The organism is Mesorhizobium sp. M1A.F.Ca.ET.072.01.1.1, from assembly GCF_004023325.1.
In the GTDB taxonomy this organism is placed as follows: Bacteria; Pseudomonadota; Alphaproteobacteria; order Rhizobiales; family Rhizobiaceae; genus Mesorhizobium.
The window spans coordinates 1-11908 of sequence record NZ_RZSF01000210.1; the positions used below are offsets into that span (position 1 = coordinate 1).

Below are 11908 nucleotides of genomic sequence, written 5' to 3' on the forward strand. Positions count from 1 at the left end.
GCGCCGGATCGTGCGTGACCAGCACCAGCGTCATGCCGCGCTCCGTCGCCTTGGCGAAGAGGAGGTCGGCGATCTGCTTTCCCGTCGCCTGGTCGAGGTTGCCGGTCGGCTCGTCGGCAATGAGGATGCGCGGCGAAGGCGCCAGGGCCCTGGCGATCGCCACGCGCTGCTGCTCGCCGCCCGAAAGCTCTCCCGGATAGTGCGTCACGCGGTCGCTCAAGCCGACCGCCGCGAGCTCCTGCGCGGCCACCCCGAACGGGTCGTTGTGCCCGGCGAGCTCCAGCGGCACCGCGACATTCTCAAGCGCCGTCATGTTGGGGATAAGGTGGAAGGACTGGAAGACAATGCCGATGTTTCGCCCCCGAAATGAAGCAATCTGGTCCTCGCTTCTGCCGTTGAGCAATTCTCCGGCGATCCGAACCGTGCCCGAATCGACCCTTTCCAGCCCGGCCAGAACCATCAGCAAGGTGGACTTGCCGGATCCCGACGGGCCGACGATCCCGGTGGCTTCGCCGGCGGCCACATCGAGGCTGACACCCTTCAGTACACGGACGGAGGAAGCGCCCTCGCCGAGCGTCAGCGAGACATCCCTCAATGCGATGACGGCTTCTGTCACAATGAATGCGCCCTATATGGTGGAAGAAGGAGGCAAAAATGTCTCCTTTGCATGAATCGTGTCGGTCATATGGGGCTCGCCGCATGGCTTTCAAACACTCAGCTGCCGCAGCCCTCACTCTTCTCCTGGTGGTTTGCGGTGCCATTTCGCCGGCGCGCGCCGATACGTTCAAGATCGTCGGCTTCGGCGACAGCCTGATGGCGGGGTTCAGCCTTGGTCCCGATGAGGGCTTCACCGATAAATTGCAGGCGGCCTTGAAGGCAAAAGGCCTCGACGTCGCCGTCGGCAATGCCGGGGTTTCCGGCGACACCACAAGCGGCGGCCTCGCGCGGCTCGACTGGTCGGTGCCCGACGGCACCGGGCTCGTCATCCTCGAGCTCGGCGCCAACGACATGCTGCGCGGCGTCTCGCCCGAGATCGCCGAGAAAAATCTCGACGCTATGTTGGCCAAGTTGAAGCAACGGAACATCCCGGTGCTCCTGGCAGGCATGCTTGCAGCGCCCAATCTCGGCGCCGAGTACCAGAAGGCCTTCGACGCCATCTACCCGAAGCTTGCCGCGAAATACGCCGTTCCGCTCTATCCGTTTTTTCTTGACGGGGTCGCCGGCCACCCGGCCATGCAGCTGGAGGACGGTCTTCATCCCAACCCGAAGGGAATAGACGTCATGGTCAAAGGCATTCTACCGGTCGTGGAAAAGGCCATCGCCGCCAAGGGCGGCGCGTGATGAGACCAAAACGCCACGGTTTCCCCAGGGGAAAGCTTGTGGACAACAAACCGCTTGCCCCGCATGGCTATCGATGATTCGCTAGGGGCGAGAGTTTCGATTCGAGGACAGGAAGCTTCCCATGCCACGTCTTTTCACCGCCCTCGAAATTCCGCGTGATGCCGCGCTTTCACTCTCGCTGCTCCGGGGCGGCCTGCCCGGAGCCCGCTGGATCGACGTCGAAAACTATCATCTGACGCTGCGCTTCATCGGCGATGTGGAGGGCCATATCGCCGACGACATCGCCAATGCGCTCGATCGCGTCAACCGTCCCTCCTTCTCCCTGGCGCTCTCCGGCGTGGGCGCTTTCGGCGGCAAGAAGCCGCACGCCGTATGGGCCGGCGTGTCCGCCTCGCCGGACCTGGTGGCGCTGCAGGGCGAGATCGACCGCATCTGCCAGCGGCTCGGCCTGCCGGCCGATCCGCGCAAATTCTCGCCGCATGTGACGCTCGCGCGCCTGCGCAATTCGAGCCCGGCGGACGTCGCGCAATATCTGTCGGCGCGCGGCAACTTTTCCACGCTGCCCTTCCGGGTCGGCCGCTTCGTCTTGATGTCGTCGCGGGATTCGGTCGGCGGCGGCCCCTACATCGTCGAGGAAGCCTGGCCGCTGGTTGGCGCCGATCCGCTCGCTTCCAGCCGCTTCGCCAGCGCCTCCGACGCCTCGCGGATCATGCGATAGACCGAAACGAAGGCCTGCTGGTCTTCGTAGTAAGGGTCCGGCACATCGCGCGCATTTCCGCTGGCAAACTCCAGGAAGAGATGGATGCGGTCGCGCGCCGCCTGCGGCGCCAACGCCTTCAGATCGCGCACATTTGTCCGGTCCATGCCGAGAATCAGGTCGAAGCGCGAGAAATCGTCCAGCGCTATCCTGCGCGCCTTTTGCGCGGAAATGTCGATGCCGTGCCTTGTGGCAACCGCGATCGACCGCGGATCGGGCGCGGAGCCGACCTCCCAGCCGCTGGTCGCGGCCGAATCGAGAAGGATGTCCCGGCCTTCCCCGCGCTCGGTCCACACGGCGCGGAAGACGCCTTCGGCCAAGGGCGAGCGGCAGATGTTGCCGAGGCGACGAACAGAATGGATTTTATGGGCTTTGCGCTCATCGATCCGGCGCTATGGTTGGATTACCTCCGAATAGCACGGGAACCCGACATGACCAGGGAAAAACTCAACAAGGAAGCGATCACCGCAGCGCTGGCGGAACTCGAAGGCTGGTCGCTGGCCGCCGACGGCGCCTCCATCAAGCGCAGCTTCGGCTTCAAGAACTTCTCCGAGGCCTTCGCCTTCATGACCCGCGTGGCGCTGGCCGCCGAGAAGATGGACCACCACCCGGACTGGTCGAACGTCTACAAGACCGTCGACGTCACGCTGAACACGCATGACGCCGGCGGCGTCACGGCGCTCGACATCGAACTGGCGAAGCGGATGAACCGCTATTTCGGCTGACGACTGCCGATAAGTCCGATTCCGATTTGCCGGGCTGGCAACGGTGGAGACCTTGCAGGGGGGTGCCGCTTTCACCACATCTTCCGCGGTGGCCGCAACGCAAGCTGGCGCGTGGCCGAGGAGAGATTGATGGCGCAGGAATCCCGTTTCGATTTCTTTGGCTTCGGCGACAGGCTCGCCGGCGAAGGCGAGGTGCGCGAGAAGTTTTGGCGCACCGCCAAGAAGGCTGCCCGGCAGATACCGTTCATGGAGGAGGTGGTCGCCGCCTACTATTGCGCCATGGACAAGGACACGCCGCTGCGCACCAAGGGTACCCTGCTTGCCGCGCTCGGCTATTTCGTGCTGCCGGTGGATTTCATCCCCGACTTCGTGCTCGGTCTCGGGTTCACCGATGACCTTGCCGTGCTCACCGCGGCAATCACCGCCGTCAGCGCCCATATCACCCCGGCGCACCGGCAGGCCGCCAGGGACGCCCTCGCCGACAAAGGTTGATCCTGGCTGACTTTTCGCCACAACGAAACCGCGAAACCGCCCGCGCGAAAAGACAAACTCTTGCCGCTTTCGTGCCCTCCAAGTTCGCGCCGGGACATCGCGACCGCCGCGTGGAAGCGGCGGCGCGAATGGCGGCGGTTTCCTGGGGTGAGTTCCTTTTGTTGGGAAAAATTCACCGTTTGGTAACCCTGATTAAATCAAAATGAAGCGACGGCAGGACGCCATGCGGCCCGCCTCCGCACCATTTCGGAATACGGGAAGAACGATGCGCGGATTGATTGCTACAGTTTCCAGCCTGGTCCTGGCGGCCGCCTTCGCGGCGCCGGCGCTGGCGCAGCAGGCGACCAAGATCGGCCAGCACAACGCCTGGGGCACCTACAGCTATCAGTCGGCAGGCGGCAAGGTCTGTTATGTGCTCACGGTGCCGACCGACAAGCAGCCGCCGAAGCTCGACCATGGCGACATGTTCTTCTTCGTCAGCCAGCGGCCCGGGCAGCAGGTGTCCTATGAGCCGCAGTTCATCGCCGGCTACAACTTCCAGGAAGGCTCCAAGGCCACCGTCACCATCGACAAGAAGTCCTTCTCGATGTTCACCCGCGGCAAGTCGGCCTGGGTCGAGAACGCCGCTGAAGAGCCGGTGCTGATCGCCGCCATGAAGACGGGCACCGACATGAAGGTGCAGGCGAAGTCCGGCCGCGGCAACCCGACTTCCTACGTCTTTTCGCTGAAGGGCATCTCGGCCGCGCTGGCCTCGATCGCCAAGTGCAAATAGGCTGAGGCTCCCTTGGCGGCGGATGGCAATATGGAAGTCCGCCTCCCGCAAGTGCTGCCAGGGACAAGCGAATAAGGCGACAGCGCCAAGCTCGCCATTCAGCCTTGCTGCTCGACGGCCCTGCGCCGCCTGATCGCTTCGGCGATGAACACGCGCGACAGCGCGTGATAGAGCGGCTCGTTGGAGATCAGCCGCGCCGTGCCGTAGCCCAGCATCGCCGCGCACATCAGCGCGATGACGTTGTCGTGGTTGCCGGTCATTTCGAGGATGATGACGAAGGCCGTCATCGGCGCCTGCACGACGCCGGCGAAATAGCCGGCCATGCCGAGCAGCGCGGCGAGGCCTGTGCCTGCGCCGAACGCCAGGCCAAGCGTGCTGCCGAGGCCGGCGCCCACCGCCAGCGACGGCGCGAAGATGCCGCCCGGAATGCCCGACACCATCGACAGCACGCCGGCGGCGAATTTTTCCAGGAAGAAGAACGCCGGTAGCGGCGCGCCTTCGACGGCGCCGCGGGCCTGAGCGTAGCCGGTTCCGAAGGTAAGGCCGCCCGAGACGAGACCGATCGCGGCAACCGCCAGGCCGCAGATGCCTGCCACGAGCAGCGCGCGCCACAATGGCTGCAGGCCATTCCAGCGTCGGACGCGTCGCGTGATCTTCAGCGCCAACAGCGAAAACAGCGCGCCGAAGCCGCCGCCGATGACGCCGCAGGCAATCACCAGCGGCCAGTCGGTGGCGAAGGCCACCGTGTCCCTGGCGACGCCGAAATAGGTGTAGTTGCCGAGCAGGCCAAGCGAGGCGAGGCCGGCGAGGATCACCGCCGTCAGCACCAGCCCGTTGGTGCGCGACTCATAGGCGCGACCCATCTCCTCGATGGCGAAGACGATGCCGGCGAGCGGCGTGTTGAAGGCGGCGGCGACGCCGGCAGCCGAGCCGGCCAGGATCAGGCCGCGCGCCTGCGCCATGCCGCCCCAGCGCGCCGCCTGAAGCATGAGCGAGGCGCCGACCTGCACCGTCGGGCCCTCGCGGCCGATCGATCCGCCGCAGGCGAGACCGATGACGGTAAGCGCAACCTTGCCCGCTGCCAGGCGCAGCGAAAGAAGATGGCCGCGATCCTCGTCATCGCGCAGGTGACGGGCAGCGATCGCCTGCGGAATGCCGCTGCCTTGCGATCCCGGAAAGAAGGAATGGGCAAGCCAGGCGCAAATCACGAAGCCCGCGGGCGTCATGACCAGCGGCAAATAAAAGCGCCAGCTGCCGCTATCGCCGCCGGTGACGACGTGGAACAGCGCCTGCGCCCGGTCGGCCAGCATGGCGAACAGCACGCTGATCAACCCGATCGAGATGGCGCCGGCCCAGAACACAAGGCGCGGCTGCCAGACGCGGCGCGACGCCCACATAGCCTGCGAGCGCCGCAGCATCGGGTATCTACGCGATATGCCGGCCATGCCTGTCCTCTGGGTGATGACCCGCCCCTAGCACACTGAGAGGGAGGATCAAGCCTGCGAGGTCAGGTCAGGTCGAGGCGAGCGACGAAAATCGGAGATCGAGGAGCCAGGGCAGGACCGCGGTTTGGATATCCCGCCGGCCTGCGCCGGCGGGCAGCAGGGTTGGCGAGTCCGACCACTCTCACATCGCCATCTTTTCACATTCGGCCTGGGCCTTCTTGGTCGACGTATCGATCATGTAGGCTTTGCCTTTGGCGTCGGTGATTATCATCATGCAATGCTTGATCGGCTTCGCCATCTTCATCATTTCGGCGCTCATCTTGGCGTCAGGCATCATGGTGCCCATATGGCCGTCGGGCATGATCGCCGTCACTTGCCCACCCTTCATCATGGTCATCGTGCCCATCGTATCCTCGGCAAACGCCTGCGAGGCAAAAAGGCTTGCGAGACCGGCGACGGCAACAAGCTTGATCGAATGCATTCCGCGTACTCCCATTTCTGCAAGGGCATAGTCGCCCCTTTCAGGTTCGCGGGTGCGCTTCGCGCTGTTACGCCAACACGAATATGTGATCTCAGCCGGGGCGGGAATAGCGACACCGGCCGCCTGTGCCGCCGACATGACTCCGGTCGCAAGCTGTGCTATGCGCGCGTTTCATTTCAGGCACGATGCTGAAATCGGCCGCAAACCGCTTATGTTGGCGCAACCATGACCCTTTCATTCGATCTGACCGCCGAAGGCGCTCGCGACGCCTTGCGCGCCCGCGCCACGCCGGCCGAAAAGCCGTCGCTGATCGGTCTGACGCGTGCCGAGCTTGGCGCCGCTCTGGTTCACGCCGGCATCGTGCCGGAGCGCCAGGCGAAGATGCGCGCCCAGCAGCTCTGGCACTGGATGTATGTGCGCGGGGTCTCCGACTTCGCCCATATGTTCAACATCTCCAAGGATCTGCGCGCCGAGCTCGACAAGCATTTCACCGTCGCGCGGCCCGAGATCGTCGAGGAGCAGATCTCTTCCGACGGCACGCGCAAATGGCTGTTTCGCTTTCCGCCGCGCGGCGCCGGCCGTCCGGTCGAGATCGAGACCGTTTATATTCCGGAGGAAGGCCGCGGCACGCTCTGCATCTCCTCGCAGGTCGGCTGCACGCTGACCTGCTCTTTCTGCCACACCGGCACGCAGAAGCTGGTGCGCAACCTGACGACGGAAGAGATCCTGGCGCAGCTGCTTACCGCGCGCGACCGGCTCGGGGACTTCCCCGACCGCGACACGCCGGACGGCGCCATCGTGCCGGCCGAGGGCCGCAAGGTATCCAACATCGTCATGATGGGCATGGGCGAGCCGCTCTACAATTTCGAGGCGGTGAAGAAGGCGCTGCTGATCGCTTCCGACGGCGACGGACTTTCCCTGTCGAAAAGACGCATCACGCTGTCGACCTCGGGCGTGGTGCCGGAGATCGCCCGCACCGGCGAGGAGATCGGCGTCATGCTGGCGATCTCGCTGCATGCCACCAATGACGACCTGCGCGACCTGCTGGTGCCGATCAACAAGAAGTATCCGCTGAAGGAACTGATCGCTGCCTGCCGCGCCTATCCGGGTCTCTCCAACGCCCGCCGCATCACCTTCGAATATGTGATGCTGAAGGACGTCAACGATTCCCTCGAGGACGCCAAGGCGCTGGTCAAGCTGCTCAAGGGCATTCCGGCCAAGATCAACCTGATCCCTTTCAACCCCTGGCCCGGCACCAACTACCAGTGCTCGGACTGGGAGACGATCGAGAAGTTCGCCGACTACATCAACAGTGCCGGCTATGCCTCACCGATCCGCACGCCGCGTGGCCGCGACATCCTCGCCGCCTGCGGCCAGCTCAAGTCGGAATCGGAACGCATGCGCAAGGTGGACCGGCTGGCGCTTGAAGCGATGATGATCGCCGGGCACGGCGAGGCGTGAGGCGTATCATCGCCTATCTCGTCCGCTTCGCCGCCATCCTGATCGGCTATGTCATCGCCTCGCTGGCGGCGAGCGCCTTTCTCAACGTGCTGTTCCTCGGCTATTTCGGCTATGCGCCGGAGCCCGGAAATCCGACGATCGCGCCCGCGCTCTATTTTTCGGTGCCTTTCCTGGCACTGTTCGTCGCCTATTTCGGCTTCATGCCGGCGGCGATCATCATCCTGATCGCCGAAGTGCTCGGCCGCCGCGACTGGCTGTTCTATGCGCTGGGCGGCGCCGTGATCGCCGTCGTATTCCTCGGCTTCGCGCATAACATCGGCGACGGCGATTTCGATGTCGCCGACAACAATGTCAGGCTCGCGCTGATCGGCAGCGGCATGGTCGGCGGCATCTTCTACTGGCTCTCCGCCGGCCGATCTGCCGGCAGTTGGCGCCGCGAGCCGTTGCCGGAGCCCTGAACTCGGCGCGGGCTCTACTTCGCCTGTGTCGTCAGGATCTTGAGCGCGAAGGCCGAGAACACGCCGCCGAACAGATAGTCGACCACGCGCGTGACGCGCGGGCTCGCCTTCATCGCCGCCGCGAATTTCTCCGCCGCCAGCACCATCGGCGCCGTCACCGGAATCGACAGCACGATGAACGTGACACCGAGGAAGAACAGCTTGCCGGGCGCGTACGGGTCATGCGCGGAGACGAATTGCGGCAGGAACGTCATGAAGAACAGGATGATCTTCGGGTTGAGGAGATTGACCCCGAGCCCGGCCGCCCAGCTGCGGAACAGCGAGATTTGCGGTCCCGTCTTCTTCTCCGGCGAAAAGGCCGAGCCTTTGGCCACCGCCTGCCAGGCTAAAAACACCAGATAGCCGGCGCCGAAAATCTTCAGCGCAAAGAAGGCCATGGGAGAGGCCACGATCAGCGCCGAGACGCCGACCACCACCAGTGTGGTGTGGACCAACGTGCCGCATAGCGCGCCTGCCATCGAGGCGAAGCCGGTGGCGCGGCCCTGGCTCAGCGTACGCGACACGAACAGCGTCATGTCCGGTCCCGGCGTGATCGCCAGGATGAGCGTGGCGATGGCGAACTGGATGAGCGTCGAAGTGTCGGGAATGAAGGACATGGGTCGCCTCGGAGTGGATCGCGCAGTCTATAGCGCGGCGATTTTTGCGTCGCCAGCGTCTGCCCAGGCAAACATCTGGCCCAGCCTGTGCCATCGGCGGGCATCTGTTCGTCTCTTGCGCCGCCCGGAACGGCCGTGATACCTCGCCCGCGAAGCCATCTTCCCGCGGAACCGCCAAAATGTCCAAGACCAAAGACGTCAAGAAAGTCGTGCTCGCCTATTCCGGCGGCCTCGACACCTCCATCATCCTGAAATGGCTGCAGACCGAGCTCGGCGCCGAAGTCGTCACCTTCACCGCCGATCTCGGCCAAGGCGGCGAGCTGGAGCCGGCGCGCCGCAAGGCCGAGATGATGGGCATCAAGGACATCCGCATCGTCGACGTGCGCGAGGAATTCGTTTCGGACTTCGTCTTCCCGATGTTCCGCGCCAACGCCGTCTATGAAGGCACATATCTGCTCGGCACTTCGATCGCCCGGCCGCTGATCTCCAAGCATCTGGTCGAGATCGCCAAAGAAACAGGTGCCGACGCCATCGCGCATGGCGCCACCGGCAAGGGCAATGACCAGGTCCGCTTCGAACTTTCGGCTTACGCGCTGAACCCCGACATCAAAGTCATCGCGCCGTGGCGGGACTGGTCGTTCAAGTCGCGCACCGATCTCATCAACTTCGCCGAGCAGCACCAGATCCCGGTGCCGAAGGACAAGCGCGGCGATGCGCCGTTCTCGGTCGACGCCAACCTTTTGCATTCCTCCTCGGAAGGCAAGGTGCTCGAGGATCCGTGGAGCGAGCCGCCGGAATTCGTCCACCAGCGCACCGTCTCGCCGATGGACGCGCCGGACGTCGTCACCGAGATCGAGATCGAATTCCTGAAGGGCGATCCGATTGCGCTCAACGGCAAGAAGCTGTCGCCGGCGACCATGCTGGCCACGCTTAACGACCTCGGCCGCGACAACGGCATCGGCCGTCTCGACCTTGTCGAAAACCGTTTCGTCGGCATGAAGTCGCGCGGCGTCTACGAAACCCCCGGCGGCACCATCCTGATCGCCGCCCACCGGGCGATCGAATCGATCACGCTCGACCGCGGTGCCGCGCACCTCAAGGACGAGTTCATGCCGCGCTATGCCGAGCTGATCTACAACGGCTTCTGGTTCTCGCCCGAGCGCGTGATGCTGCAGGCAATGATCGACAAGAGCCAGGAAGACGTCGAAGGCACGGTGCGGCTGAAGCTCTACAAGGGCAATGTCATCGTCACCGGCCGCAAGTCGAAGAAGACGCTCTATTCCGACGCGTTGGTCACCTTCGAGGACGACCGCGGCGCTTACGACCAGAAGGACGCCGCCGGCTTCATCCGTCTCAATGCGCTGCGGTTGCGGACGCTGGCGGCAAGGAACCGCGAAGGCTGATATCCGAACGTCGAAAGTTGAGATCGGGAAAAACCCGGCGCAGACGCCGGGTTATTTCACGTATCTAATCTAAGAAAAGTTCAGACCACTTCAGAGAATTATCGTTTGACCTTTCCGCCGCTCCAATTAAGTTCCCAGCGGGATGCGGGGGGTTTTGACAGTGAAAAGTAGTATTTCTCTTCTGGTCGCGACGGCGTTGACCTTGATGACGTGCGGGTCCTCGCAAGCAGCCACGAAGCAGGCGTCTGCGGCTAATTTGGACGGGTGCATCTCCGCTGTCCATTTATGGAGCATCACGTTCAAGCACGAAATCGCCTCCTTCATGGGCGTCTCGCAGGAGCGCATGCCGGCCTTGTTCTGCCAGCGCATAGCCGAGGGGATACGCAGCGGCCGCATCAGCTACTCCGACATAAACAGGCTGCAACTCGACCAACCGACCGAAATCTGGTTGGTCATCAAGGGCAAGTCAAAGGCGGCTGCTGCGGCCACACCGGCGCCGCGGAACTCTAAATTCCGTACCTGCTCAAATGTTATCACCGGCTCCTTCGAGGTTGCCGCTTCCGAGAAATGCCCCTTAGGCGGCAGCTACTCGCAAGCTGCCGGAGTCCCGACGGTGATCGAGGGCAGGCCAAAGGCGGCTCCTTCAGCGCCGCGGAACCCCAAATTCCGTACCTGCAACGGCACTACCGGTACCTTCCAGATTCCCGTTTCCCGGAAATGTCCATTGAGCGGTTACGCGAATGATTGAGAGTTAGGTGATGAGATCGAACCTGGTCGTTCCGGGTGGTTGGGTTTTGATCCTTGCTCCGTAACAAAAAGCCCGGCGCAGGCCGAGCTTCTCGTTGGAATGGAGATATTGCATCAGTTGGCGTCGATCGCCTCGGCGATGCGGGCGATGGCCTGCTGGTAGACGCTTGCCGAATTCCAGCCGGCGATGGCGCCCATATTCGCCTCATATCCCGCGCCGGCCTGCCAGCCATGGGCTTTGAGGAAGTTGGCGGTGGAAGCCAGCGCGGTGTTCCTGTCGCGCAGATTTCCGTTGCCGACGCCATACTTCAGAACATTTCCGGGCAGGAACTGCGTATGGCCGATCTCGCCATGCATGGCGCCGACCGAGGAGGCGGTCAGCGCGCCGCGATCGACCAGCTTCAGGGCGGCGATGGCATGCGGGGTGAAATAGTCCGGGCGGCGGCAATCATAGGCCAGCGTCAGAATGGCGGAGACCGTGTTCTGGTTGCCCATCGACGCGCCGAAGCCGGTCTCCATGCCCCAGATCGCGAGCAGGACGCCCGGCGGCACACCGTAAGTCTGTTCGATTCTGTCGAACATCGCCGCATTCTGCTTCTTCAACGCACGGCCCTTGGAAATGATCGCGGCCCCGCCACGACGCTGCATGAACGCTTCCACCGAGCCGCTGAAAGCCTTGTGGATCGCGCGGTCGGCAGCGATCGTCCTTGTCGCGTAAGTCGCCCCGGCCAACGCGGACAGACCCCTCTGGCCCACGCCCTCGGCTTGTGCTTCCGCGGCAAATTGCTGTTTCCATGCGTCGAAGCCGGCGCCGTTCTTGCCGCAGCTGGCCGCGGCCTGCGCGCCTGTCGCCAGCCCGAAAGCCGCCACAACGGCGGCCATGAAAATCCTTCCCTTGGCAAAAAATGCCATATCGTTCTCCTGGTTGCCTGAATCACGTCCCGGCTGCAAATCTGCCAGTGAAGCGCCCGGTTGTCACCGCCCGCGCGGGCTGCGCGGCGCTTGAAGCTGGCGAATGCCGGGGAATTTGCCCACGATCAAGCATAAATTATGGCGCAAGGATTTATTGTGGCGTGTCTTGAGGGAAGACGTCGATATTGTGATCATTGGCGCAGGCTCGCCTATGCGGCTGCCCATCCCGGCCGTTCCGAAGCGCGCGCCACACTGATG

The 11908-nt window shown here is 63.7% G+C and carries 16 protein-coding genes and 1 pseudogene; 10 read left to right on the forward strand and 7 right to left on the reverse strand.

The window, feature by feature from the left end:
• Positions 1 to 616 (reverse strand): ABC transporter ATP-binding protein (locus tag EOA32_RS24565; protein ID WP_145971343.1); only part of this gene is annotated, 616 nt, incomplete at its 3' end.
• Positions 617 to 699: 83 nt separating this feature from the next.
• Here EOA32_RS24565 and EOA32_RS24570 point away from each other — a divergent pair.
• Both EOA32_RS24570 and thpR read left to right on the forward strand, forming a co-directional pair.
• Positions 700 to 1341 carry an arylesterase gene (locus EOA32_RS24570; RefSeq protein ID WP_067323694.1) on the forward strand — a complete coding sequence of 214 codons (642 nt, stop codon included), beginning with the start codon at positions 700 to 702 and terminating at the stop codon, positions 1339 to 1341.
• A gap of 121 nt (positions 1342 to 1462) precedes the next feature.
• Positions 1463 to 2059, forward strand: a complete 597-nt coding sequence (gene thpR, locus EOA32_RS24575; protein ID WP_128373111.1) for an RNA 2',3'-cyclic phosphodiesterase — start codon at positions 1463 to 1465, stop codon at positions 2057 to 2059.
• Here the strand turns inward: thpR and EOA32_RS24580 are convergent.
• Positions 1963 to 2480, reverse strand: a pseudogene (locus tag EOA32_RS24580) (low molecular weight protein-tyrosine-phosphatase). The gene thpR and the pseudogene EOA32_RS24580 sit on opposite strands and share 97 nt — an antisense overlap.
• A gap of 49 nt (positions 2481 to 2529) precedes the next feature.
• Between EOA32_RS24580 and EOA32_RS24585 the strand changes: the two are divergent.
• From EOA32_RS24585 to EOA32_RS24600, 4 genes are all read left to right on the forward strand, one after another.
• Positions 2530 to 2823 (forward strand): 4a-hydroxytetrahydrobiopterin dehydratase, encoded by a 294-nt coding sequence (locus EOA32_RS24585; protein WP_066991930.1) that lies wholly within the window; start codon positions 2530 to 2532, stop codon positions 2821 to 2823.
• Between the two features lie 129 nt (positions 2824 to 2952).
• Positions 2953 to 3315: a YkvA family protein gene (locus EOA32_RS24590; protein WP_066991933.1), complete on the forward strand. Its 363-nt coding sequence runs from the start codon at positions 2953 to 2955 to the stop codon at positions 3313 to 3315.
• Positions 3312 to 3521, forward strand: coding sequence for a hypothetical protein (locus EOA32_RS24595; RefSeq protein WP_127214559.1), 210 nt, complete (start codon positions 3312 to 3314; stop codon positions 3519 to 3521). The genes EOA32_RS24590 and EOA32_RS24595 overlap by 4 nt, the downstream gene beginning before the upstream one ends.
• A gap of 59 nt (positions 3522 to 3580) precedes the next feature.
• Entirely contained in the window at positions 3581 to 4087 is a 507-nt protein-coding gene (locus EOA32_RS24600) for an invasion associated locus B family protein (RefSeq protein ID WP_066991787.1), read from the forward strand.
• 98 nt (positions 4088 to 4185) lie between these two features.
• On the opposite strand, the gene EOA32_RS24605 is transcribed toward EOA32_RS24600, so the two are convergent.
• Complete coding sequence (locus tag EOA32_RS24605) at positions 4186 to 5532, reverse strand: chloride channel protein (RefSeq protein WP_066991790.1); 1347 nt, start codon at positions 5530 to 5532, stop codon at positions 4186 to 4188.
• Positions 5533 to 5713: 181 nt separating this feature from the next.
• A complete protein-coding gene (locus EOA32_RS24610) occupies positions 5714 to 6151 on the reverse strand; it encodes a hypothetical protein (RefSeq protein WP_245499371.1) in 438 nt (145 codons plus the stop codon).
• An 87-nt stretch (positions 6152 to 6238) separates the two neighbouring features.
• Between EOA32_RS24610 and rlmN the strand changes: the two genes are divergently transcribed.
• Together rlmN and EOA32_RS24620 are read left to right on the forward strand one after the other, a co-directional pair.
• Complete coding sequence (rlmN, locus tag EOA32_RS24615) at positions 6239 to 7474, forward strand: 23S rRNA (adenine(2503)-C(2))-methyltransferase RlmN (protein ID WP_128373112.1); 1236 nt, start codon at positions 6239 to 6241, stop codon at positions 7472 to 7474.
• Entirely contained in the window at positions 7471 to 7932 is a 462-nt protein-coding gene (locus tag EOA32_RS24620; RefSeq protein WP_128373113.1) for a hypothetical protein, read from the forward strand. Before rlmN ends, EOA32_RS24620 begins: the two co-directional genes overlap by 4 nt.
• Before the next feature lie 14 nt (positions 7933 to 7946).
• Here EOA32_RS24620 and EOA32_RS24625 read toward each other — a convergent pair whose 3' ends face one another.
• Complete coding sequence (locus EOA32_RS24625) at positions 7947 to 8588, reverse strand: LysE family translocator (protein ID WP_128373114.1); 642 nt, start codon at positions 8586 to 8588, stop codon at positions 7947 to 7949.
• A 179-nt stretch (positions 8589 to 8767) separates the two neighbouring features.
• On the opposite strand from EOA32_RS24625, the gene EOA32_RS24630 reads away from it, so the two are divergent.
• Together EOA32_RS24630 and EOA32_RS24635 are read left to right on the forward strand one after the other, a co-directional pair.
• Positions 8768 to 9991, forward strand: a complete 1224-nt coding sequence (locus EOA32_RS24630) for an argininosuccinate synthase (RefSeq protein ID WP_066991809.1) — start codon at positions 8768 to 8770, stop codon at positions 9989 to 9991.
• 160 nt (positions 9992 to 10151) lie between these two features.
• Positions 10152 to 10739 carry a hypothetical protein gene (locus tag EOA32_RS24635; protein WP_245499372.1) on the forward strand — a complete coding sequence of 196 codons (588 nt, stop codon included), beginning with the start codon at positions 10152 to 10154 and terminating at the stop codon, positions 10737 to 10739.
• A gap of 113 nt (positions 10740 to 10852) precedes the next feature.
• On the opposite strand, the gene EOA32_RS24640 is transcribed toward EOA32_RS24635, so the two are convergent.
• Positions 10853 to 11650, reverse strand: a complete 798-nt coding sequence (locus EOA32_RS24640) for a lytic transglycosylase domain-containing protein (RefSeq protein WP_066991813.1) — start codon at positions 11648 to 11650, stop codon at positions 10853 to 10855.
• 63 nt (positions 11651 to 11713) lie between these two features.
• Positions 11714 to 11908 (reverse strand): hypothetical protein (locus EOA32_RS39310; RefSeq protein ID WP_210214843.1); only part of this gene is annotated, 195 nt, incomplete at its 5' end.